The sequence below is a fragment of the Serratia sp. PAMC26656 genome, from assembly GCF_016469055.2.
GTDB classification, from domain to species: domain Bacteria; phylum Pseudomonadota; class Gammaproteobacteria; order Enterobacterales; family Enterobacteriaceae; genus Serratia; species Serratia plymuthica.
Genome location: NZ_CP150486.1, coordinates 1,659,617 through 1,684,321, shown reverse-complemented (window position 1 = coordinate 1,684,321; position 24,705 = coordinate 1,659,617). Strand labels below are relative to the sequence as shown.

Sequence of the window (24,705 nt, the reverse complement as noted above, 5' to 3'; positions counted from 1 at the left end):
CCTATGGCCAATTACGCACACGCAACGCGCCTTCGGTAAGATCGTTGAAGCTGGAAATTGTTGGTGCCAACTGACCAATCAAACGGTTCCAACGTGCTACCGGTGCCACAGTTACATAGACAATATCATACGGTTGAAGAGGAAACTCTGACCCCATAACCATAGCAGTAGCATCAGCCATATTTAACTGATAAATATTAGCCAACTTATTACCTTCACTACCATGCAATGGACGTATTACAAAAACACCTGTCGCATCAGCGGCTGTCGGATTTAGTCCAGCTGCATTTCCAAGAGCTTCTGTTAACGTCATACCACTGCGATCCATTTTTAAGGTCGCTGGCTCTCGGACTTCCCCCATAACAAATACTTTGAGGCTGTCATTTCTTGGAACATATAATATGTCTCCAGGATACAAAAGATGGTTCTGCGTTAAGTCACCGTTCTGCATCAATTTTTGCAATGAAAGTCTCTGCTCTTTGTTATTATGCGTGAGCACAATATTCCGCCAGTCTGCATTTTCCGTAAGACCGCCAGCAGCATTGATTGCATCTAGAACTGTCAAAGGCACGTTTGTTATTGGTTGTTGACCCGATTTAGAAACTTCCCCAGTAACATAAGCCTTTTGCGAACGGAAAGCCGCTATATTCACATCAACTTGAGGGCTTTCAATATACTGGGCAAGACGATTGGAAATTTCGACGCGGACTTGGCTCACGGTTTTACCAATGACCCGAACTTTACCAATGTACGGATAGAAGATGGTTCCGTCTGATTGTACCCAATTCCCTGTGTCACTCGCGCTGCGATATTGGCCTGCAGGGGTAGTAAGTTCTGGGTGATCCCATACCGTTACATTTAACACATCGCCAGGACCAATCCGATACTCATAAGATCTCAGTGATGCATCCAGTTGAGTATTCGACTGTGCTACAGCTGCCGCTGGCCGCAGTTTCTGCAAAAGCTTTGGCGTCACAGGGTAGATATTAACCAACCCATCTATATTGAAATCGCTATCCTCTTGTTTTACTGTATCTTTTCCCATTGTACTTAAATGTTGACCAGGAAAGACAGTGCAACCGCTGACTATGCTTATCGATATCAGCATAGGTATCATTTTTAATTTATTTTTTGCCATCGAATTATCATCACTTTCAAAGTAAAAACGGTTCGCTTTGCTAAGTCCCCAACCAACCACGGCACTTTATGTGACACTCAGCAGAATGATTTATCAAACAACAACTCATAAGCATATAAAAACACGCTCCTATTGAGTTAATGTTGAACCTAGATTTGTTACGATAAGACCCTAAAAAAGTATTATTACACAACTATCTGATGCATGAGTATACTTTCAAAAAATGCAACTAGATACTGGTAAACCTTGATCTCAGTTAACAGAAAAAATTTTAAGTATTTATAATAATGGAAGCTGTGCTGCCCACGCACGAAACGCCTTGCCTTGAGTCGGATGGCGCAAGCTATAGGTGACAAATGCCCGTAGATAACCCATTTTTTCACCGCAGTTAAAGGACTCCCCCACCAACTCCATCGCTTCAACTGGCTTATGTTTCAGCAGTTCGGCAATAGCATCCGTTAGCTGAATTCGCCCCCAGGCACCCGGCTCAGTCTTCTCAAGCAATGGCCAGATATCGGCGGACAATACATAGCGCCCTACCGCCGAATAATTGGATTTAAACTGAACGTCACGACCCGGTTTTTCGATAATCGAGGTCATGCGGGAACTTTCACCAGGTTGCAAACTGTTGGTCTCGCATTCAACGACCGAGTAATCGTGCAACACATGTTCATCAGCGGCTTGAACCAGTACCTGGCTCAACCCAGACTGTTCGAAACGAGCAATCATGTGCGGCAGGTTATCTTTTTTCAGATCGGCCTTTGCGTCGTCAAGCAGCACGTCCGGCAGCAACACGACAAACGGTGAGTCGCCTACCAAAGGTTTAGCGCACAATACCGCATGGCCCAAACCTTTAGGTTGACCCTGGCGGATGTGCATCAACGTCACGCCTTTAGGCGTAATCGACTGCACCTCATCCAGCAGTTGGCGCTTTACACGAGCCTCAAGCATCGCTTCCAGCTCGAAAGAGGTGTCAAAATGGTTTTCGATCGCGTTCTTGGAAGAATGAGTCACCAGGATTATTTCTTTGATACCAGCAGCTACGCACTCATTGACAATGTATTGAATCAACGGCTTATCAACGATCGGCAACATCTCTTTGGGAATAGCCTTCGTTGCAGGCAACATGCGCATACCCAGGCCGGCAACAGGAATGACAGCTTTCAACTTGGTCATGGTAATCCTCTTTCAATCTTGTGATCGTATTTTCAGCCGCAGGTCTTATTTGCTGTTCAGCTTCTGTTTAAGCCACAGGGTAAAATCTTCGCCTTCTGAAGCATGGCGCAGCCCGTATTGTACGAATGCCTTCATATAACCCAGTTTGTCGCCGCAGTCATGGGATTTACCGCTCATGTGGAAAGCCTCCACAGTTTCTTGCTCCATCAGAGCAGCAATCGCATCGGTGAGCTGAATTTCATCACCGGCACCCGGCAAGGTTTTCTCCAGCAACGGCCAGATATCCGCAGACAGCACATAACGGCCAACTACCGCCAGATTGGAAGGGGCTTCCTCTCTTGTCGGTTTTTCAACCACAGCAGTCATTGGTGTGCTTTCACCTGCCGCCAGCGCAGCACCGCCGCAATCTACAACACCGTATTTCGAAACGTCTTGTTCCGGTACCGGTTCCACCATGATCTGGCTGAAGCCGGTATCAGCAAAACGCTGAATCATTTTGGCCAAGTTCTCTTTACGCAGATCGGCGGTAGAGTCATCCAGCAATACGTCCGGCAATAACACTACAAAAGGCTCATCGCCAACCATCGGTTTGGCGCAAAGCACCGCGTGCCCCAGGCCTTTCGCTTGCCCCTGACGGACTTGCATCACCGTCACGTCTGCTGGACAGATGGTCTGCACTTCTTCCAACAACTGGCGCTTAACACGCGACTCCAATACAGCTTCGAGCTCAAAAGAAGTATCGAAGTGGTTCTCAATCGCATTTTTGGACGAGTGAGTCACCAGTACAATGTCTTTGATCCCGGCAGCCACACACTCATTCACAATATACTGAATCAATGGTTTATCGACCACCGGCAGCATTTCTTTAGGAATGGCTTTTGTCGCCGGCAACATTCGGGTTCCCAGGCCAGCCACGGGAATCACAGCCTTCAATCTCTTTTGCATGTTTTTATCCACAATCAAATAACTATAACGCAGCCGAACTAAGTCTGTTCCAAGATGCTTACAACGTCTGGAGCAACGTGATTTAGACACGCTACCGCCCCTGGCTTTCAGCTACCAATGCACTGTCATCGTTTTCTATGGACGACTGGGGTATTCCAATCGCACTTTGAATGTAAATTAAGGGCCGCGCACTTTCCTTAAGCGATAGTTAGATCACAGAAAAAACAAAAAAACACACCCTTATAACCAAACGATGATACTTGTAAATGTTTATGTGCCTAAGATTCTTATACTATTGCCTTAGCGATACAAGCCTAAGATGTCCGTTGAGTGCCCTTTTCAGAATAAGACTACTGCTGGGTTTTTTCAGCACAAAGTGTAGCAGCTAGATACATTCATAATGGATTGATTTAAAAAATATTTTTCCGCCTATTTTATCAGCAAGCAATGAACATCATGCTCCACAGCTGTAACTCTCTGCTGAAAAGCATCCTTTTATCTCGGCGTAACATGTTAAAAAAACCGATGGTGGATGATTTTTTATGCATTATTTTGGCTTAAAATCACAATGCCGCACTGTTCCCTATCCCAGCACAGTTTTAAAGTTGAATTTTCCCCGCCCAACACCCATCATTCCCTTACGGCATAAGCCGTCGAACTTACAGGTGAAATTGGGCGTATGGAATGGATCGCAGATCCAACAATTTGGGCCGGCCTGGCCACTTTGGTCGTGCTGGAAATCGTTCTGGGTATAGACAACCTTATCTTTATCGCCATTCTGGCGGAAAAACTACCAAAACAACAAAGAGATAAAGCTCGCGTCGTGGGTCTGTTGCTGGCCCTTCTGATGCGTCTGGCACTGCTAGCCTCTATTTCCTGGCTGGCGACGCTGACCAAACCGCTGTTTGTGGTCGCGGAGCACCCCTTCAGCGGCCGCGATCTCATTATGCTGGTCGGTGGTATATTCTTGCTGTTCAAAGCCACTATGGAGCTAAACGAGCGGCTGGAAGGCAAGGATGATGAGCAGCAAGGGCCGCGCAAAGGCGCTCGTTTCTGGCCTGTGGTGGCGCAAATCGTGGTATTGGACGCCGTCTTCTCTCTCGATTCGGTGATCACCGCCGTCGGCATGGTTGATCACCTGGCAGTCATGATGATTGCGGTCTGTATCGCTATCGGGCTGATGCTGTTGGCCAGCAAGCCGCTGACGCGATTCGTCAACGCCCACCCGACTATCGTCATTCTGTGTCTGAGTTTCCTGCTGATGATTGGCTTCAGCCTGGTTGCGGAAGGGTTCGGCTACCATATTCCCAAGGGGTATCTGTACGCCGCGATCGGCTTCTCCGTGATGATTGAAGCATTAAACCAGCTGTCTCAGTTCAACCGTCGCCGTTTTCTGTCAAAGGTGCGACCACTGCGCGAACGAACCGCAGAAGCAGTGCTGCGCATGCTGAACGGCAAACATGAAGAAGCAGAGGTAGACAGCCACTCCGCCAACCTGCTGGCCGACAGCGCGAGCGAAAGCGGAGAGATATTCAACCAACAGGAACGGCACATGATAGAACGCGTGCTGGGCATGGCGCAGCGTACCGTAAGCAGCATCATGACCTCCCGCCATGACGTCGAATACCTCGAGCTGAATGATCCGCAGGAAAAGCTGACCCAGTTGCTGGAAAAAAATCAGCATACGCGCATTGTAGTGGTCGAAAACAGCGCCAGCGATGAACCGCTCGGCGTCATCCATACCCTTGATGTCCTGAAACAGCAGTTAACCCAGGTGCCGCTCGATTTACGCGCGCTGGTGCGTCAACCGCTGATTTTCCCGGAGCAGTTAACGCTGCTAAGCGCGCTGGAGCAGTTCCGGCAGGCGCAGACACATTTCGCTTTTGTCGTCGATGAATTCGGTTCGGTCGAGGGGGTCGTTACCCTGACAGACGTGATGGAAACCATCGCCGGTAACCTGCCGGAGGCTGGCGAGGACGTTGACGCACGGCATGACATTCAGCAAAACGAAGATGGCAGTTGGACTGCCAACGGCCATATGCCGCTGGAAGACCTGGTGCTTTATCTGCCACTCCCGCTGGAGGATAAGCGCGAATACCACACGATAGCCGGCTTGCTGATGGAACACAGTCAGCGCATTCCCCAGGAAGGTGAGCAATTGCAGATCGGTGACTACCTGTTTGAGCCGCTGGAAGTCAGTAGCCACCGTATTTTGAAAGTGAGGATCACCCCACTGTCGGTACCTGAGGCAGACTACGAGGTCTAAATCGGTGCCGGGCTATGCCCGGCTACCTTTGCTACCTTTATAGATGCTGAGGCACCAGCAACTCAGTTGCCACAATCACCACGATCAACCCGACAATCACCGGCACCGACGTCCGTTTCACCACGTCGAACGGCGAGATTTTCGCCATGCCGGATACCGCCACCACCACACCGGAAACCGGCGACAACGTGCGCCCCAGGTTTGAGGCCTGCAACATAGGGATCACCAGATAGGCCGGATTAACGCCCATCTGCGCAGCCAATTTGGGGATCAGCTCCACAAAAGCATAGAACGGCGCATTCCCCGAGCCGGTGGTCATCGCCGCCAGCATGGTAATCACCACCAGCACCAACATCATGATAATGCCGCCGGTACCAAAAGACTGCGCCAGACTGATTAACCCACTGATAAAACCGAGGGTGCTCAACCCCTGAGCGAATACGCCGGCGGCCACCAACAGCATCACCACGCTGGCAAAAGCGTCCGCCATACCGCGATACGCGACTTCCAGACCGGTAAACACCTGTTTGGCGCTGAAACTACGTAGGAATTCAATCACCGCCGCCAGCGACATGCAGCCAACCAGCACCGTGATGATATGCAACTCCGGCCCCCATTTGCCGTCAAAAACCAGCACGCCCAGGATCGGCGTGAACGGCAAAACGGCGTAGAAACCCGGCGCATGCGTGGTAATTTCGCTCACATCCATAATGTGGTGCTGTTCGTTATTTTTCTTGTCGAGATAGCGTTGCCAAAAGAAATGCGCAATGGCCATACAGACAATCGCCGCAATCGAAATAGGTAAGGTGGTTTTAAAAGCGAAGTCCACCAAGGGCATTTCCGCCGCCTTGGCGGCCAGCACCACGTCACCGGATGTCGGCGCCAGAATAATCGCCGCAGGCGAAGCGCAAATCGCGGCCGCAGCACCACGACTGATGCCGACGTTAACCATCAATGGGAACAGCGTAGCCATCAGCAATACGCCCAGGCCGGTGGCGGAAGAGACCGCCAGTGACATCAGGCAGGCGACAAAATAGGCCGCGACCATCAAAAGATACGGGGAGTTGATCATCTGCAACGGACGGGAAGCCAGCTTTACCACCACATCATTGGCGCCAATGTGCGTCATATAGGCCGCAAATCCGCACAGCATCATGATCATCATGCCAAGATCGCCACCGCGGCTCATCAGCAGAATTTTAACGTACTCGATGATGTCGGTGGTGCGCCATCCCGTAGACGCCGCGCCGGCAGGCAGCAGGTTTTTCCCCATTACGGCGCTGATAGCCAGCAACAGCAGCCCCCCCACCATAAGTACCCCCGTGGCGGAGTAGCCCTTGATAATATAGCGGCCAACGGCAGCTGCAACGGCTGCACCAATAAGAAGTTCTATCATATTCCCTCAATGTGTTCCTTTACGCTGTTTATACCAATCAATACCAGCAGAATTATGATCTACTCTACTGTGCACAAAATCAGTATAAAAGAATATGATTCTTATCAAGAGAATAGGATGAAATATTATAAGATTAAAATGAGGACTGCCTAACCCACGCCATTCAAGCAGTCACTCTTGGGTCAATTTCCCTTATCTATTCAATAAAAGAGATATCATGTTAGTGCCGAAGACAATTTTTGCTCTTTTTTGGCCGTTAACTTTTTCCCCAATGCTATAAAAGGCTTCTCTATAAAGGTGTAGGTTATATATGACAGACATATTGATATTGTAATAGTTGCGACTGGCACAACAATATAATTCAGTGTCGCACCAATACTAAGTTTATTCACCGCATAAAGAACAATATAGAGCACCATCATATGCACCATATATAGGGAATATGAAATTCGCCCTAAGAACAATATTGGTCGACTATCAAGAATCCGAGTAAACACTGACCGACCTGAATATTGTTGTTTAGATATAGCCACATTGAAAGCAATCAACCAAATAACAACGGGAATCGCATCCTTTTTCAGCATCAAAATAGCCGCTATCGATGCAATAATAAACACAGCACGGCTTTTCTCTTTTGACAATCCAGGTTGAACATCCCGATAATAGAAAAATGAAGCAAAGCCTATACAAAAGGCCATTAAATTATTTCCAACATATCCACCCGTCATAAAGAAGCCGCTAACAATCAAAAACAAAAATATTAAAACCAAAAAAAACTGATTCTTTTTAGGCATAATATTGTTTAATAATACAAAGAGTAACGGTGCGATCAGGTAAAACTGCCACTCCACCGATACGCTCCAGGCTTGGCCAATAATGGTATAAGGCGCATCGGGCAGCACAAAGCCAGGGATCATCCCTTGTAATAATGAGAAGTGTGAAATACAATGCCACAGAGGCTGTTGAAGAAATGCATTTATCAGTTCGAGACGATGCCCTGTTGATGGTGCTTCAGGCAGACTTGACAATACACCTTTTGAGAAATCAATCATTAAGATTGAGACTACCAAGGCAAACATATAAACTGGGAATATTCTAAAAAAGCGCTGAATCAAGTAAATACTATAATTTTGTTTTTTATTATTTATCATGAAGAAAATAACAAAACCACTCAGGATTATAAAAACATCGACCGCATAAGAGTTTAATATCGAAGCCGGTATCTTCGGATGAATCAAAGGTAAAGCGGCTAGAGCATGACCTAATACGACCCATAATGCCATGCATCCTCTCAATCCTTCCAGTTCTTTGATGTAACGCATGTAACCCTTACCCATAGTAAATGATAAATAAATAGATAGTAGCCGATGGCTTTATTGTTAACAATAAAGCAAAGAAAAAATAAGAATTTACCTACTATTTATTTCCTCATAATCTAACTCATCGAACACACCAGCATAAAACTGGTGTGTTCGAGAAAATTTAAAGCTTATCCAACAACTTTTTAAGATCCTGACCTTCACGCGAATCTTTGTTTTTATCGGCCCATTTATTCAGCGCGTCCTTGGCCCGGTTTTGCAGCGTTTTACGTAATACCTGATCAACCTGCAATTGGTAGTTAAGCTGTTGCCAAGGGCCATAAACCCGCAGTGGAATTGGCGTTTTCTGCAGTTGCTCAATCAGTTCACCGCGCCCTTGCCAGCCGCCAGTCACCCGCACGTTAAGCACCATATCGCACTGTTTACCCGGCATATTCACCGTACCGCCACCGCTCAGATTCAACAGCGGGGAATCCGCACTCAGCTCACTGATGTTTACCGTACCACCGCTCAGGTTGGCTTTCGCCGAAAGCTGTTTCACTTCGGTAAAGCGCTGGTAATTATCCTGCCCGCGCACGCTGCTGTCGTTACGCGCCACCGCCTGCTGAATCAACTGCTGAATATTCAGTCCATGCAGTTGCGCGTCCTGCATCGCCAACTGGGCGGTTCCCTTCCACCGGTGTTCAAACGACTGCGAAGTCAGGCGATCACCCGTTAAATCCCCTTGCATGCTGAATTTGCCGGTCAACACCTGCGGCATGTCGAATGCCTTCAGAACGGCCCCCAGCTCAACCTGCTTCAATACCGGTTGCACAGCGATCACCGGTCTGCCGCCACGCGCATCCAACGAGCCCGGTAACGCAAAGTCCCCCCCAGCCAACTGGCCGGAGAGCGTATGCACCGTCAGCAGACCTTGTTGGTTGTCTGCTTGCAGCGCCAAGTGGGCAATGTTCATGCCACGATAGGTCAGTTGGTCAACGTTCAAATTAAGCTGCGCAGTAAAGTCTCGCAACACTTCCAGATTTTGTTGCGGATCTTCCGCTTGGTTAGCTATCACCGGCGCTGCAGTCACACTCACTGCTTGTTGCGTACCCGAGCTGGATTGCCAGCCGGAAAGCGCATCCAAATTCAGTGCCGTCGATGTCAGATTCATTGCATAAACCGGCACTTCGCCGAATCTCACGCTGCCACCGCCAGAGAACTGGCTGTCATTGGCGCTCAGAATCAATTGGCTTAGGGCAATTTGCTGCGGTGTTTGTTGATACGCCACCTGGGCGCTGCCATCACCTTTAATGCCGCCACCCAGAATGTCAGCACCTTCCAGTCGATAATTGAACTGAGTGACCGTGGCCGCGATACGCCGCGGGTATTGCTGCAGATCGATATCTGCCGCCATGCTGAAGGTCAGATCGCGCTGATCGCGGTTCACCCGGCTGGAAAGCTCCATTTGCGCCTGACGTTTGGCATTTTGCTGCAGGGTGAGATTAATATCGCGAACGTTAATCTGCTCGTTATTGGCGCGCTGCCAAATCAGCAGGCTGTCCACAATCCGCAGATTATCGATATCAAATTTCCACGGAGTATCCAGGGTCTCTTCGGTATTGCCCGCAGGTGCGACAGGTGCGTTCGGTTGATTTTGCTCTTCACTCTCGGGTGTCAGGCGAATGACGGCATTTTTCAGCATCACCTGTTTCACAAACAGCTGATGCGACAGCAACGGCAACAGTTTGACATCAAGGCGCATGTTATCCGCACTCACCACCGGCGCTTTGGCTCCGGGTGCCGTCAACGTCATGCGCCCGGCCAGAATGCTGAGCTGCGGCCAGATATGCCAGCGCAACTCGCCGTCCAGCGTCAGATGATAACCGCTCTTTTGTTCGACCTTCGTGACCATATAGGCGCGAAAATCATTCGGATTAACCAACAGCACCAGCGCGGACATTCCCGCCACCAGCACAACCAGTAAAATCACCAAAGTCGTCAGTAATCTTCTCATGCCATCCTCTTGTCAACGCCACACCGACAGTGCTTCCAGCGCTGTTAGTCCTTGTCGATTCGACTGGCCACTGCACCCTGCTGATCGCGGTATTTTGCATCCTGCCGGCTGTTGTAAGGACGCGCCGCCGGCCCGGAAAGCGGTTCAAAGCTTAGCGCGCCAATCAACATGCCAGGGCGCAACGCCAGCGGCAACTTACCTGAATTATAGAACTCCAGAACAATTCGGCCCTGCCAGCCGGGGTCGATACGGTGCGCGGTCACGTGAACCATCAGACCCAGACGCGCCAATGAGGAACGGCCGTCAAGCCAGCCCACCAGATCGCTGGGCAACGTGACCGACTCGAGCGTGACCGCCAGCGCCAGTTCGCCCGGATGCAGGAAGAAGGCTTCCCCTTCCGGCAGCACAATCTCGTCACTCATCACGCGGTCCAGCGCCGCGCTGACTTCGTCTTTTGGCCCGCTGAGATCGATAAACGCTGCAGTATGGCCGCGAAACACGCGAAACTGATTGCCTAAACGGACATCCACTGTGGCCCCGTTAATACGCTCAATCGGCGGACGCGGCGAAATCACCAGTTTTTCACTATCCAGCCAGGCTTCTATATCACGGTCGCACAGTCTCATTTCTTCATCTCCATCAGGGCGTGTCACTAAAACAAAAATTGCCACACAACGGACGAAAGGTCTACGCCACGGCGTAAATACTTGCCCGTCGACCGGAAACACAGATTTCCCGGCCATTGCACGACATTATTCAAAGAATTGGCTGATTTTGGCTTTTAGAATGTCGATCGCAATGCGGTTTTTGCCACCGCGCGGAACGATAATGTCGGCATATTGCTTGGAAGGTTCGATAAACTGCAGGAACATCGGGCGGACGGTTTTCTGGTACTGCGCCATGACCGAATCCATGGAACGGCCACGCTCATTGACGTCACGCTTCATGCGGCGCATCAGGCAAATATCCAGCGGCGTATCGACAAAGATTGAAAAATTCATTTCCTGACGCAGGCGGATATCCGTCAGCAGCAGGATCCCCTCCAGAATAATCACCTTTTTCGGTTCAAGGTGGATCGTCTCTTTCTTGCGCGTGTGTTCGGTGTAACTGTACAGCGGCAACTCTATCGCCTTACCTGATTTCAGCATTTGCAGATGCTGGAACAGCAGGTTGTGATCCATGGCACTCGGGTGGTCGTAGTTAGTCTTGACCCGTTCTTCCATGGTCAGGTGAGTCTGGTCTTTGTAGTAACTGTCTTCAGGAATAACGCCGATGTGTTCATCGCCAACCTGATCGCGAAGTTCGCGATATAACGTGCTGGCAATAAGGCTTTTTCCAGAGGCAGATGCGCCAGCTATACCAATAATGACGCACTGATGCGGCTTGTCAGTCATAAAATTTAAAGACCTGATTTCGAAGTGTGAGGGAGGGAACTAAAACGCGACAATTATAGGGAGTTAGCGGGCATTGCGCCACTCTATATTGCAGTCGCAGGGCCGCTATCTCCGGTTATTTCGCCAGAAACGGATCCAAGTTTTTAAGATTATTGCGTCTAGGGCAATCCGATGCGACAGGGTAAACTTCGTAGCTTGTTCATTATCCTGCTGATGGGATGATGTATTTCACCGGAGACTGACGTGCTGGACTGGTATTTTCTGACATTTTTTGGCGACAGCATGTTGCTGCTGCCCTGCGCGTTGATTCTTTTTGCCGCGTTAATCGCTCCGCGCTCCACCCGAACAGCGGGCTGGCAATGGGCACTGATCTTCGGCTGTGCCGGGGGTATGGTATGCATATCCAAACTGGCCTTTATGGGGTGGGGCATCGGCATAAAAAGTTACGACTTCACCGGTTTCAGCGGCCATTCGGCGCTAGCCGCCAGCATTTGGCCAGTACTTCTCTGGACGCTGACCGGGCGTTTCTCGCATGCGGTGCGCAGCGTCATGCTGGTCGTGGGTCTGATATTACCCCTCACCATTGGCCTCTCACGGTTAGCTATCCGTGTACATTCCCCGTCGGAAGTGGTTAGCGGTCTGGTGTTAGGTTATATGGCCAGTACGCTGTTCCTGTGGTTACAACGCGGTAAACCGCGCCCGCAGCTCTCCCTGCCACAGATCGCCGTTGTACTTGCTTTGCCATTGGTTCTTATGGGCGTGCGGCAGCCTGCCCCAACCCAGGGACTCTTGGAGCAAATCGCCACCGCGCTGGCACAGATTGAACACCCATACACCAGGGCGGATTTACACAAACTCCCCCTCACGCCATAAACAAAAACCCCGGACCTGCGCCGGGGTTTTGCTTTTTAATCTGCGAGGATTACAACGCGCGGAAAGAAATTTCCGTAGGAATGGCCTCACCCTGCCAGTACATCTGCGCCGCGACACGGCCGGCAAGCTGGCGATACAATTCCGCAAATTCGCTGTCCGGACGACTGATTACCGTCGGCGCGCCGCGATCCAAATCTTCGCGCAGTGAAATGTGCAACGGCAGTTGCCCCAACAAGCGGCTGTTGTACTTTTTCACCAACTTTTCTGCCCCGCCAGTGCCGAAAATCGGCTCATGATGACCGCAGTTGCTGCAGATATGCACGCTCATGTTTTCCACGATACCGAGCACAGGCACATGGACTTTTTCGAACATCACAATGCCTTTGGCCGCGTCCAGCAGGGCGATATCCTGCGGTGTAGTCACCACCAGCGCGCCGGTAACAGGAATGTTCTGCGACAGCGTCAGTTGGATATCCCCGGTGCCCGGCGGCATATCCAGCACCAGATAATCCAGATCCGGCCACAGCGTGTCCTGCAGCAGTTGCATCAGCGCCTTGCTGGCCATCGGGCCGCGCCACACCATGGCGTTGTCGTCGGTCACCAGGTAACCAATGGAATTGGTCGCCAGACCGTGAGCCAGGATAGGTGCCATATGCTGGCCGTCCGGCGAGGTTGGCCGCTCATGCTCGGTGCCCAACATATTGGGGATCGACGGGCCGTAGATGTCGGCGTCCAGAATGCCGACCTTCGCGCCTTCGGCAGCCAGCGCCAGTGCCAGGTTGACGGCGGTAGTGGATTTCCCCACCCCGCCCTTGCCGGAACTGATGGCGATGATATTGCGCACGCCCTTGATGCCGGCCTGATCGTTGGCGCGTTTCAGCGTGGCGATGTCATGCTTCAACTTCCAGTCGATCGCCTCTGCGCCGGTGACGCGCAGCAGTTCTGCACTCACGTGGTCTTTCAGTGTTTCAAAGGCACTCTGCCAGGCGAACGGCATGATCAATTCAATATGCAGTACATGATCCAACAGCGTGCAGTGGTGAATAGCCTTCAGCGCGGTCAGATTGTTTTTTAACGTCGGGTGTTCAAAGGCGGCCAATACACCGGTCACCAGGGCACGCAGAACTTCAGGGTTGGTCTGCTCGGGGGATTTTGCGCTCATCCCGGCTCCTTGATTTTGAATGGATAGCTTCCCGCTAAGCATATCAGAACTGCAGGTCCGCTGGCGTGTGTCTGTAGAAAGAAACCGCCCTAGCCGTAGAGGGCGCGATCGGGTAACATCGAAGACCCTTTTTATTCATTACAGAAAGCAAGTTCTCACTATGGCTCAAGTCGCGAAAAAATTATTGGTGACGTGCGCGCTACCGTACGCAAATGGTTCCATCCATCTCGGCCACATGCTCGAGCACATCCAGGCAGATATCTGGGTTCGTTACCAACGAATGCGCGGCCACGAGGTTCATTTCATCTGTGCGGACGACGCGCACGGCACGCCGATCATGCTGAAAGCTCAGCAGTTGGGCATCAAGCCGGAAGAAATGATTGCGGAAATGAGCCAGGAGCACCAACAGGATTTCGCCGGTTTTGGCATAAGCTATGATAACTATCACTCCACCCATAGCGATGAAAACCGTGAACTCTCGAGCCTGATATACGGCCGTCTGAAAGAAAACGGCTTTATCAAGAACCGGACTATTTCCCAGTTGTATGATCCGGAAAAAGGCATGTTCCTGCCTGACCGATTCGTGAAAGGCACCTGTCCGAAATGCAAATCGCCGGACCAATACGGCGACAACTGCGAAGTGTGCGGCGCGACCTACAGCCCAACCGAGCTTATCGAACCGAAATCCGTTGTTTCCGGCGCCACGCCGATCTTGCGTGATTCGGAGCACTTCTTCTTCGATCTGCCTTCGTTCAGCGAAATGCTGCAGGCCTGGACCCGTTCCGGCGCGCTGCAAGAGCAGGTAGCGAACAAGATGCAGGAGTGGTTTGAGTCGGGTCTGCAACAGTGGGATATTTCCCGCGACGCGCCTTACTTCGGCTTTGAGATCCCGGACGCACCGGGCAAATACTTCTACGTCTGGCTGGATGCGCCAATCGGCTATATGGGCTCATTCAAAAATCTGTGCGACAAACGCGGCGATCTGGACTTCGACGAGTTCTGGCGCAAAGACTCCAGCACCGAGCTGTATCACTTCATCGGCAAAGACATCGTTTATTTCCACAGCCTGTTCTGGCCGGCGATGCTGGAAGGCAGTAACTTCCGCAAACCGACCAACCTGTTCGTACACGGTTATGTGACGGTAAACGGCGCCAAGATGTCCAAGTCCCGCGGCACCTTCATCAAGGCCGGCACCTACCTGCAACATCTGGATGCCGACTGCCTGCGTTATTACTACGCCGCCAAGCTGTCCTCGCGCATTGACGACATCGACCTGAATCTGGAAGATTTCGTGCAACGCGTGAATGCCGATATCGTGAACAAGGTGGTTAACCTGGCTTCGCGCAACGCCGGCTTTATCAGCAAGCGTTTTGGCGGCCAACTGGCCGATAACCTGGCCGATCCGGCGCTGTACCAAACCTTCGTTGACACGGCAGAAAGCATCGCCGACGCCTACGCCAGCCGTGAGTCCGGCCGAGCAATCCGCGAAATCATGGCGCTGGCCGATCTGGCCAACCGGTATGTGGATGAGCAAGCACCTTGGGTCGTCGCGAAGCAAGAAGGCCGCGATGCCGATTTGCAAGCCATCTGCTCGATGGGCATCAACCTGTTCCGCGTACTGATGACCTACCTCAAGCCGGTACTGCCATCGCTGACGGAACGTACCGAAGCCTTCCTCAACTGCGAACTGACCTGGGATGCAATCCAGCAACCGCTGCTGGGCCACCAGGTTAATGCGTTCAAAGCCCTGTTCAACCGTATTGATCTGGACAAGGTGAATGAAATGGTCAGCGCTTCAAAAGAAGACATGGCAGCAGCTAAAGTGGTCAGCGGCCCGCTGGCTGAAGATCCGATTCAGGAAACCATCACCTTTGACGATTTCGCCAAGGTTGATATGCGCATCGCCTTGATCAAGAGCGCCGACTTTGTCGAAGGCTCTGACAAACTGCTGAAACTGCAGTTGGATCTGGGCGGTGAGTCTCGTCAGATCTTCTCCGGCATCCGTTCCGCCTACCCGGATCCGAAAGCGCTCGAAGGCCGCCTGACCATCATGGTCGCCAACCTTGCGCCGCGCAAAATGCGTTTCGGCATCTCTGAAGGCATGGTGATGGCTGCCGGCCCAGGCGGCGAAGAGATCTTCCTGCTCAGCCCGGACAGCGGTGCTCAGCCAGGAATGCAGGTGAAGTAACCGCCGTTTCCGTTGCCTTAAGGGTCGAGCTGCTGCTCGGCCCTTTTTATTTGCGCCCCCCTCAAAAGACGCCATCGCAGGCAAATTTTATATGCCGCCCACAAGCGATATATTTCAGCATCATATATAGACGTCCAGACGTAAAGGCTGCTATAAATAATCCCTTACCGGGATAGCCATCACCTGCTTTTGGAGCCAATAATAATGAAAACGATAAAAACACCGCTACTGGCCATTGGCCTGCTGGCCGCCCTGCCACTGTTCGCCGCAGAATCGTCCACGCCGGCACCGGTGCCAACCGCCATTGCCCAGCATCAGGGGCCGATCCGCATTGCAGTGATCCGTAACCTGGGTTCCGACGACAACACCACTCAGTTTCTGGCCGGCGCCATTCAGGAAGGACGTAAGCTGGGTTTCAAAGTGGATACCTTCCTCAGCAACGGTGACGACGCGCGTTTTCAAGATTTCGTGAACCAGGCCATCAGCCAAAAATATGACGGCATTATTCTCTCGCAGGGCCGCGCGCCCTATTCCACCGATTTGGTCAAACGCATTGCGGCGGCGGGCATTGCCGTCTCCGTGTTTGATACCGACGTCAGCGGCAGCATTCCCGGCGTAACGGTTTCGCAACAGGATGACGCTTCGCTGGCAAATGAGTCGTTCGGCCAACTGATTAAAGACTTCAACGGGAAAGCCAATATCATCAAGCTTTGGGTCGCCGGTTTCCCGCCGATGGAGCGCCGTCAGGCTGCCTACCAGCAGTTGCTGAGGCAAAATCCGGGCATTCACGAACTGGAATCGATCGGCGCAGTGTCATCGGACGTGCAGGGTGATACCGCCAACAAGGTTGGCGCGGTGCTGGCCAAGTATCCGAAAGGCAAGATTGACGCGATCTGGGGCACCTGGGACGCCTTTAGCCAGGGCGCTTACAAGGCACTGAAAGAAAATGGCCGTACCGAAATCAAACTGTACAGCATCGATATTTCCAATCAGGATCTGCAACTGATGCGCGAAGCCAATAGCCCGTGGAAAGTCAGCGTAGCGGTGGATACCAAGCTGATTGGTGCGGTAAACCTGCGTCTGGTGGCGAACAAGATTGCCGGCGAACCGACGCCTGCAACCTATGAGTTCAAGGCTGCGTCTATTCCGCAGGCGTTGTTGGCCAGCCAGCCGGGGCCGATCAACGTAGCCGGGCTGGCAAAAATCATTCCGGGCTGGGGCAGCAGCAGCGATTTTATCCAGCCGTGGTTCGCCACGCTACAGGCCAAATCGGGCAAATAATCTCTTTCGCTTATCCCCAGGTAGAGTATGGGCGCTGCATGCAGCGCCCATATTGATCGGGGCAACAGCAGCCTGAAAGCGGCGGTATAACCTCTTTTTTTCACACAACATCTTCCCAGTCGGCCAAAATGAGCTATGTTATCAACATCGCTTAATAGCTGTATGCATAAACAGGTCCGACATGAAGGGATTCCCACCGCTGATCATCGCACTGCTGGCTAGTTCGCTGGTGTTGACCATTGGCCGCGGCGTCACGCTGCCGTTCATTACTATTTACCTCACCGGGCATTTCCACCTGTTGCCGAAAAGCGTCGGCATTATTCTGGGCATCAGCCTGGCGATCGGCATTTTCGCCAGCCTGTATGGCGGCTATCTGGTGGACAAGTTCAACAAAAACACACTGATCCTACTTTCCATTTTACTGTTCGCCCTGAGCTTTTTCGCCATCCCGTGGATCCCGCGCCCAGGGGGTATCGTTCTGGTGCTGGCGATTCTGCATACTGCCTACTCGGTGCTGGGCATCACCATTAAGGCGTGCTTTGCCGACTGGCTGCCCGTCACTCAGCGTATAAAAGCCTTTTCGCTCAACTACACGCTGGTAAATGTCGGCTGGGCTGTGGGTTCATCTCTGGGCGTTATGGTGGCCGGGCTGAACCCGCTGCTGCCGTTCTACCTCTCCGGTGGGCTGGCCTTATTGACGGTGGCGACACTGAGCTTTCGTCTGCGTGGGCAGTTGCACTCAAGGCAACCCGCGGCCGCCGAATCTGCGCCGACCACATTGCCTGATTTTCGTCAGACGCTGACCATCCTGCGCAGCGATCGTCGGCTGATCTACTTTACGCTCGGCAGTACGCTGGGGGCAGTCGTTTTCGGCCAGTTCACCGGCTATCTGTCGCAATACCTGATTATCGTCTCGAACGCCGAATTCGCGTACAAAATCATTGGCGTGGTGATGATCGTCAATGCCTGTATCGTCATCGCGTTGCAGTATCTGCTGAGCCGGGGCATGCGTCAGGAAAACATGCTGCGCTGGCTGGCGCTGGGCACACTCTTTTTCATTGTCGGGCTGGTCGGTTTCATGCTGGCGGGGCAATCCGTCTGGCTGTGGGCCGTGGCCATGGCGATATTCACGCTGGGGGAGATTATCGTTATCCCGGTGGAATATATGTTTATCGACTTTATCGCACCAGCACATCTGAAGGGCAGCTACTACGGCGTGCAAAACCTGAGTGCGTTGGGGGGCGCCATCAACCCGGTGCTCTGCGGTTTTATCCTCAGCTACGCCGCACCGCCATTGATGTTTCTGATGTTGATTGCCGCCGCGTTATTGAGCCTGCTATTCTTTTTCCTCGGCCATCGGCTGGCGCAAAAACAGCAACCGAATGCGATCGCCACCCACGTGGAATAAGGCCGCGCGCAACCTTTCGCCAGTGCTGTCAACCTGCCTAACTGGCATGGATGTCATAGAGAGAATTCATGGTGTGATTTGTGGCGCAGGTCACAGTTTAATTGTATGATGAATACATCAGTTAAACGGGAAAAGGTGATGGTCAACGTGCTTGCACTGTGCTGGAAATACCTGAGGGCAATCGTCCTTATCTACCTCTGCTTGTTTGCCGGCAATGCCATCGCAGCGCTACTGCCGATCGCCATTCCCGGTAGCATTATCGGCATGCTGATCCTGTTTGCCCTGCTCTCCAGCCAAATTTTGCCGGCGAAATGGGTCAAGCCCGGCTGTCATCTGCTAATCCGTTATATGGTACTGCTGTTCGTGCCGATTGGCGTCGGCGTGATGAACTATTACGATGAAATCATCGAACATCTCAGCCCGCTGGTGGTTTCCTGCGTTATCAGCACCCTGATGGTGCTTATCGTCGTCGCCTGCACCTCTCATTATTTTCACCGTGAACGTAAAATCATCGGCAGTGACGATCCTGTGGAGGGTAAAAAATGATCCATGAAATCTGGTGGTCATTGCCGTTGACGCTGTTGGTCTACTTTGCGGCTCGCTGGCTGGCTCAGCGGCTGAAGATGCCGCTGCTGAACCCGTTGCTGGTTTCCATGGCGGTGATCATTCCCCTGCTGCTGCTGACCGGCGTTCCCTATGAACGCTATTTTCAGGGCAGCAAAATTCTCAACGATTTGCTGCAACCGGCGGTGGTGGCGCTGGCCTTCCCTCTGTATGAGCAGTTGCATCAGATCCGCGCCCGCTGGAAGTCGATTATCACAGTGTGCTTTATCGGCAGCATGACGGCAATGATCAGCGGTGGCGCCATCGCGCTGTGGATGGGCGCAACGCCCGAGATTGCCGCGTCAATCATGCCGAAATCCGTCACTACGCCGATCGCCATGGCAGTAGCGGGATCCCTTGGCGGCATCCCCGCAATCAGCGCCGTCTGCGTTATTTTCGTCGGCATCTTCGGTTCGGTATTTGGTCATTCGTTGTTCAGAGGACTGAGAATCACCACCCGTTCGGCACGCGGCCTGGCGATGGGCACCGCTTCGCATGCCATAGGCACGGCACGCTGTGCGGAAATGGACTATCAGGAAGGCGCTTTCAGTTCGCTGGCGCTGGTGATCTGCGGGATTATTACTTCGCTGCTGGCGCCCTTTGTCTTCCCGGTGCTACTGCATTTGTTCGGTTAACGGGTTAGAAACTTGCGATACATCTCGCATTTATCGTTTTCATTGCATTGATTTCATCAATAAAGAGATATAAATCACACTTTATTGCTTCAAGGCTGCCTAAAATGTTATCCCGTTAACCTGTAGAGAGATTTTCTATGCATCCGCGTTTTCACACTGCTTTCGGCGAACTGTCCGCGACATTGCAATCCATCCTGCTGCCTTATTTTGATGCGCCCGATTTCCCGGCCATGTTCAGAGCGGAGCAGGTAGACGCGATCAAGCAGCGCTGCGGGCTGGATGATGATGCTCTGGCATTTGCCCTGCTGCCTCTGGCAGCGGCCTGCTCGTTAGCGCCGATCTCTCATTTCCACGTCGGTGCCATTGCCCGCGGCCAGAGCGGCAATCTCTATTTTGGCGCCAATATGGAGTTCAGCGGTGCGCCGATGCAACAAACCATTCATGCAGAACAGTGTGCCGTGACCCACGCCTGGTTACGCGGTGAACCTGGCCTGGTCTCGATCACCGTTAACTACACGCCTTGCGGCCACTGCCGTCAGTTTATGAACGAACTGAACAGCGGTGCCGGCCTGCAAATTCGCCTGCCCGGCCGTGAGCCTGCCACGCTTGGCGACTATCTGCCGGATTCGTTCGGCCCGAAAGATCTGGATATCGCCACGCTGCTGATGGACCGGGTCGATCAGGGCTACCAGTTGACGCTGTCTGACGAACTGGAGAAAGCCGCGCTGGCCGCCGCTAACCAGAGCCATGCGCCCTACAGCAACGCCCACAGCGGTGTCGCGCTGGAGGCCGAAGACGGCACGATTTACGCCGGGCGCTATGCGGAGAACGCTGCCTTTAACCCAAGCCTGCCGCCGCTGCAAGCTGCGTTGATTCTGCTGAACGTCTCCGGACGCGACTGCCGGAAAATCCGCCGCGCGGTACTGGCTGAGCCACAAACCGCTATCCTCACCCAGTGGGACGCGACCCGTGCCACCCTGGAAGCGCTGGGTTGCCAAAACGTCAGCCGCATCACTTTCTGATCCCGATCACGGCGGTGCCGCCCGGCACCGCTGTTAACAGCCCCGTAAGCCGATTACAATGGCATTCACGTCTTAAAACACTTTCTTTAGTTAAATTAGGACGTGATCGTCGATAATTACGCCAATTTACCTCATGATCCGATAACAATTGCTGTACATATTTTCCCGATCTTTTAGGATCGGCATCATAAAAGTTATCCGATACGTTGAAGAGCAAAACAATGGAACTTGAATACGAAAGCAAACGCCCCCTCTACATCCCTTACGCCGGCCCGATTCTGCTGGAATTTCCGCTGCTGAACAAAGGCAGCGCCTTCACTGAAGATGAACGCAGCCATTTCAACCTGCACGGTTTACTGCCTGAAGCGGTGGAAACCATCGAAGAACAGGTTGAGCGCGCCTATCGTCAGTATCAGGATTTCAAGAACGATAACGACAAGCACATCTATTTGCGCAATATCCAGGATACCAACGAAACCCTGTTCTACCGCCTGCTGGACGCGCATCTGAGCGAGATGATGCCCATCATTTACACCCCGACGGTCGGTGAGGCCTGTGAGCATTTCTCCGATATCTACCGCCGCGCGCGCGGGCTGTTTATCTCCTACCCAAACCGCGATCGCATCGACGACATGCTGCAAAACGCCACCAAGCAAAACGTCAAAGTGATCGTGGTCACCGACGGTGAGCGTATTCTCGGCCTGGGCGATCAGGGCATCGGCGGCATGGGCATTCCTATCGGCAAGCTGTCGCTGTATACCGCCTGTGGCGGCATCAGCCCGGCCTATACCCTGCCGGTCGTACTGGACGTCGGCACCAACAACCCGCAGCGCCTGAACGATCCGCTGTACATGGGCTGGCGCCACCCGCGCATCTCCGGCGATGAATACCACGCCTTTGTCGAAGAGTTCATTCAGGCCGTAAAACGCCGCTGGCCAAATGTGCTGCTGCAGTTCGAAGACTTCGCGCAAAACAACGCCACTCCGCTGTTGAACCGCTATCGCGATGAGATTTGCTGCTTCAACGACGATATTCAGGGCACCGCAGCGGTCACCTTGGGCAGCCTGATCGCCGCCAGCCGCGCCGCCGGCAGCCAGTTGCGCGACCAAACCGTGACCTTCCTTGGCGCCGGTTCAGCCGGTTGCGGCATCGCCGAACAGATTATCGCGCAGATGAAATCCGAAGGGTTGAGCGAAGACGAAGCGCGCGCCCAGGTCTTCATGGTGGACCGTTTCGGCCTGCTGACCGACAAACTGCCCAACCTGCTCGATTTCCAGAGCAAACTGGTGCAAAAGAGCGAAAACCTGGCTTCGTGGCAGACGTCCAGCGACGCCATCTCTCTGCTGGACGTGGTGCGTAACGCCAAACCAAGCATTTTGATCGGCGTTTCCGGCCAGCCGGGCCTGTTTACCGAAGAGCTGATCCGCGAAATGCACAAGCATTGTCCGCGTCCGATCGTCATGCCGCTGTCCAACCCGACCTCGCGCGTGGAAGCCCGCCCGGAAGACATCATCAACTGGACCGACGGTACCGCGCTGGTCGCGACCGGCAGCCCGTTCGCACCAGTGAGCTATAAAGACCAGCTGTTCCCTATCGCCCAATGCAACAACTCCTATATCTTCCCGGGGATTGGTTTGGGCGTGTTGGCTTCCGGCGCCACTCGCGTGACCGACGCCATGCTGATGGCCGCCAGCCGTGCGCTGGCAGATTGTTCGCCGCTGGCGACCGACGGACATGGCGCGCTGTTGCCGGATATCGACGATATTCAGGGCGTATCCAAGTGCATCGCGATGGAAGTGGGTAAAGCGGCGCAGCTGCAGGGAATGGCGGTAGTCACCTCTGAAGAAGCGCTGTCGAAAGCCATTGAACACAACTTCTGGCGACCGCAGTACCGCAGCTACAAACGCACCTCGTTCTGATTTACGCAGGTGAAGCGCAAGGTCCGGCACGCCGGACCTTTTTTATTGTCAAAACCGCCTAAAAATGCGGCGCAATACGTGCTTCAGGCGGTGGACAGCTTGCGTCAGCCAGTCAGGTAAAGTAGCCTTGAGCCATCTTTTTTGGCCCCTGTGCGCGTAAGGCAATAACATGTGGAAACGCCTGATAATCAGCCTGTTCATCATCATTGCGGTGTTGATGCTCTCGGCGCTCGCGCTCGATCGCTGGATCAGTTGGAAAACCGCACCCTACGTCTACGACGAACTCCAGGGTCTGCCTCATCGCCAGGTTGGCGTGGTGCTCGGCACCGCCAAATATTACCGTACCGGCGTCATCAACCAGTATTACCGTTACCGTATTCAGGGCGCGATTAACGCCTATAACAGCGGCAAGGTGAAATACCTGCTGCTGAGCGGAGACAACGCCCAGCAAAGCTATAACGAGCCCATGACCATGCGCCGCGATCTGATCGCCGCAGGCGTGGCGCCCAGCGATATTGTGCTGGATTACGCCGGGTTCCGCACCCTGGACTCCATCGTGCGCACCCGCAAGGTGTTCGACACCAATGACTTCATCATTATCACCCAGCGTTTCCACTGCGAGCGCGCGCTGTTTATTGCCCTGCATATGGGGATACAGGCTCAATGCTACGCAGTGCCGTCGCCGAAAGACATGATGACGGTGCGCGCTCGCGAGATCTTCGCTCGCCTTGGCGCGCTGACCGACCTGTACATACTCAAACGCGAACCGCGCTTCCTCGGCCCGCTGATCCCCATCTCCTCCATGCATGCCGTGCCTGAGGATGCCCAGGGTTATCCGGCGGTGTCGCCAGAGCAACTGGTGGAGCTGGAGCACAAGCTGAAAGAAGAAAAGCAAAAGGCCAAGTAATCCCGCCATACAAATAACAACGGCCAGCATTTGCTGGCCGTTGTTATATCTGAAGAACGCTTATTTCTTCTTGGCGTACTTTAGTGAGTCCAGCGCCACGGCGAAGATAATGATGCCGCCCTTGATGATGTACTGCCAGTAAGGGTTAACGCCAATGTAGGTCAGCCCGTAGTTGATGACGGTAAAGATGATCACCCCGGTCACTACGCCCAACACCGTCCCCACCCCACCGGCAAAGGACACGCCGCCCACCACGCAGGCGGCGATGGCATCCAGCTCATACATAAAGCCGAGGTTGTTGGTGGCGCTGCCGATACGACCGGCTTCCAACAAGCCACCAAACGCATAGAACACGCCGGACAGCGCATAGATCATGATCAGGTTCAACGGCACGTTCACGCCGGAAACCTTTGCCGCTTCCGGGTTACCGCCGATGGCGAAGATATTTTTGCCGAAGCGGGTTTTATTCCACAGGATCCAGACAAAAATAATCGCGATTATGGCGTAGAAGGTAATGTACGACAGCTTAAAGTCGCCAAAGCGCAGGAATCCCTGGGCAAAGGTAGAGAACTTAGGATCGAACCCCGCTACCGGCGAAGCGCCGACAGAATCGTAATACAGCGAGTTGATGCCGTAGACGATGATCATGGTACCCAGGGTGGTAATAAACGGCGTCACATTCAGGTAGGCGATGATCAGACCGTTCACCAGGCCGATCACCGCACCAACGGCACACACCAGCAGGATCACCAGCGGAATCGACCAGGTTTCCATATGCGGAAACACTTTATTGACGTTGTCCATCGACTGCAGCAGCGTTGCCGCTACCACCGCCGCCAACCCAACCTGTCGCCCGGCGGACAGGTCTGTGCCCTGAGTCACGATCAGCCCGGCCACACCCAGCGCAATAATAATACGCACCGATGACTGGGTCAGGATGTTGCTCAGGTTCATTAAACTGAGGAAAGTCGGGTCCTGGATAATAATAATTGCCAGCAGCACCAGCAATACCACGTAAATGCCACCTTCTTTAAAATAGGTGAACAAAGTTTTTTTATTCAGCGCGTTCATAATTCT

20 protein-coding genes are annotated in these 24,705 nt (G+C 52.8%); 10 read left to right on the top strand and 10 right to left on the bottom strand.

Annotated features, from left to right (window positions below; genetic code table 11):
• Position 1: 1 nt before the first annotated feature.
• The 3 genes from JEM67_RS08625 to galU all read right to left on the bottom strand — a co-directional run bounded on the left by JEM67_RS08625 (position 2) and on the right by galU (position 3,259).
• Positions 2–1,138 carry a polysaccharide export protein gene (locus tag JEM67_RS08625; RefSeq protein ID WP_199635222.1) on the bottom strand — a complete coding sequence of 379 codons (1,137 nt, stop codon included), beginning with the start codon at positions 1,136–1,138 and terminating at the stop codon, positions 2–4.
• Positions 1,139–1,417: 279 nt separating this feature from the next.
• On the bottom strand, positions 1,418–2,314 hold the full coding sequence (locus JEM67_RS08620) for a UTP--glucose-1-phosphate uridylyltransferase (RefSeq protein ID WP_199635223.1): 897 nt from the start codon (positions 2,312–2,314) through the stop codon (positions 1,418–1,420).
• A gap of 45 nt (positions 2,315–2,359) precedes the next feature.
• Entirely contained in the window at positions 2,360–3,259 is a 900-nt protein-coding gene (gene galU, locus JEM67_RS08615) for a UTP--glucose-1-phosphate uridylyltransferase GalU (protein ID WP_199635559.1), read from the bottom strand.
• A gap of 679 nt (positions 3,260–3,938) precedes the next feature.
• Between galU and JEM67_RS08610 the strand changes: the two genes are divergently transcribed.
• Entirely contained in the window at positions 3,939–5,525 is a 1,587-nt protein-coding gene (locus JEM67_RS08610; RefSeq protein WP_199635224.1) for a TerC family protein, read from the top strand.
• Between the two features lie 37 nt (positions 5,526–5,562).
• On the opposite strand, the gene dcuC is transcribed toward JEM67_RS08610, so the two are convergent.
• The 5 genes from dcuC to udk form a co-directional block, all read right to left on the bottom strand.
• Positions 5,563–6,921, bottom strand: a complete 1,359-nt coding sequence (gene dcuC / locus JEM67_RS08605) for an anaerobic C4-dicarboxylate transporter DcuC (protein ID WP_199635225.1) — start codon at positions 6,919–6,921, stop codon at positions 5,563–5,565.
• A gap of 215 nt (positions 6,922–7,136) precedes the next feature.
• A complete protein-coding gene (locus JEM67_RS08600; protein WP_199635226.1) occupies positions 7,137–8,243 on the bottom strand; it encodes an acyltransferase family protein in 1,107 nt (368 codons plus the stop codon).
• A gap of 160 nt (positions 8,244–8,403) precedes the next feature.
• Entirely contained in the window at positions 8,404–10,236 is a 1,833-nt protein-coding gene (gene asmA / locus JEM67_RS08595) for an outer membrane assembly protein AsmA (RefSeq protein WP_199635227.1), read from the bottom strand.
• Positions 10,237–10,280: 44 nt separating this feature from the next.
• Positions 10,281–10,862 (bottom strand): dCTP deaminase, encoded by a 582-nt coding sequence (gene dcd / locus JEM67_RS08590; protein WP_004942378.1) that lies wholly within the window; start codon positions 10,860–10,862, stop codon positions 10,281–10,283.
• A gap of 126 nt (positions 10,863–10,988) precedes the next feature.
• Positions 10,989–11,630, bottom strand: a complete 642-nt coding sequence (gene udk, locus JEM67_RS08585) for a uridine kinase (protein ID WP_004942376.1) — start codon at positions 11,628–11,630, stop codon at positions 10,989–10,991.
• Between the two features lie 243 nt (positions 11,631–11,873).
• Between udk and JEM67_RS08580 the strand changes: the two genes are divergently transcribed.
• Positions 11,874–12,503, top strand: a complete 630-nt coding sequence (locus JEM67_RS08580) for a phosphatase PAP2 family protein (RefSeq protein ID WP_199635228.1) — start codon at positions 11,874–11,876, stop codon at positions 12,501–12,503.
• Positions 12,504–12,552: 49 nt separating this feature from the next.
• Here the strand turns inward: JEM67_RS08580 and apbC are convergent, their stop codons facing one another.
• Positions 12,553–13,665: an iron-sulfur cluster carrier protein ApbC gene (gene apbC, locus JEM67_RS08575; RefSeq protein WP_199635229.1), complete on the bottom strand. Its 1,113-nt coding sequence runs from the start codon at positions 13,663–13,665 to the stop codon at positions 12,553–12,555.
• 160 nt (positions 13,666–13,825) lie between these two features.
• Between apbC and metG the strand changes: the two genes are divergently transcribed.
• The 8 genes from metG (at position 13,826) to sanA (ending at position 23,628) form a co-directional block, all read left to right on the top strand.
• A complete protein-coding gene (gene metG / locus JEM67_RS08570; protein WP_199635230.1) occupies positions 13,826–15,853 on the top strand; it encodes a methionine--tRNA ligase in 2,028 nt (675 codons plus the stop codon).
• 204 nt (positions 15,854–16,057) lie between these two features.
• Positions 16,058–17,134: a sugar ABC transporter substrate-binding protein gene (locus JEM67_RS08565; RefSeq protein WP_199635231.1), complete on the top strand. Its 1,077-nt coding sequence runs from the start codon at positions 16,058–16,060 to the stop codon at positions 17,132–17,134.
• Between the two features lie 181 nt (positions 17,135–17,315).
• Positions 17,316–18,542 carry an MFS transporter gene (locus JEM67_RS08560; RefSeq protein WP_199635232.1) on the top strand — a complete coding sequence of 409 codons (1,227 nt, stop codon included), beginning with the start codon at positions 17,316–17,318 and terminating at the stop codon, positions 18,540–18,542.
• Between the two features lie 138 nt (positions 18,543–18,680).
• A complete protein-coding gene (locus tag JEM67_RS08555) occupies positions 18,681–19,088 on the top strand; it encodes a CidA/LrgA family protein (RefSeq protein WP_199635233.1) in 408 nt (135 codons plus the stop codon).
• Positions 19,085–19,780: a CidB/LrgB family autolysis modulator gene (locus JEM67_RS08550; protein WP_199635234.1), complete on the top strand. Its 696-nt coding sequence runs from the start codon at positions 19,085–19,087 to the stop codon at positions 19,778–19,780. Before JEM67_RS08555 ends, JEM67_RS08550 begins: the two co-directional genes overlap by 4 nt.
• A 137-nt stretch (positions 19,781–19,917) precedes the next feature.
• Positions 19,918–20,802 carry a cytidine deaminase gene (gene cdd / locus JEM67_RS08545; RefSeq protein ID WP_013812182.1) on the top strand — a complete coding sequence of 295 codons (885 nt, stop codon included), beginning with the start codon at positions 19,918–19,920 and terminating at the stop codon, positions 20,800–20,802.
• A 221-nt stretch (positions 20,803–21,023) separates the two neighbouring features.
• Complete coding sequence (locus tag JEM67_RS08540; RefSeq protein WP_199635235.1) at positions 21,024–22,721, top strand: NAD-dependent malic enzyme; 1,698 nt, start codon at positions 21,024–21,026, stop codon at positions 22,719–22,721.
• Between the two features lie 169 nt (positions 22,722–22,890).
• The gene (gene sanA, locus JEM67_RS08535) at positions 22,891–23,628 is read left to right on the top strand and encodes an outer membrane permeability protein SanA (protein ID WP_013812180.1); all 738 of its coding nucleotides are present in this window, start codon (positions 22,891–22,893) and stop codon (positions 23,626–23,628) included.
• Positions 23,629–23,688: 60 nt separating this feature from the next.
• On the opposite strand, the gene mglC is transcribed toward sanA, so the two are convergent.
• Positions 23,689–24,699 carry a galactose/methyl galactoside ABC transporter permease MglC gene (mglC, locus tag JEM67_RS08530; RefSeq protein WP_006322189.1) on the bottom strand — a complete coding sequence of 337 codons (1,011 nt, stop codon included), beginning with the start codon at positions 24,697–24,699 and terminating at the stop codon, positions 23,689–23,691.
• Between the last annotated feature and the right edge of the window lie 6 nt (positions 24,700–24,705).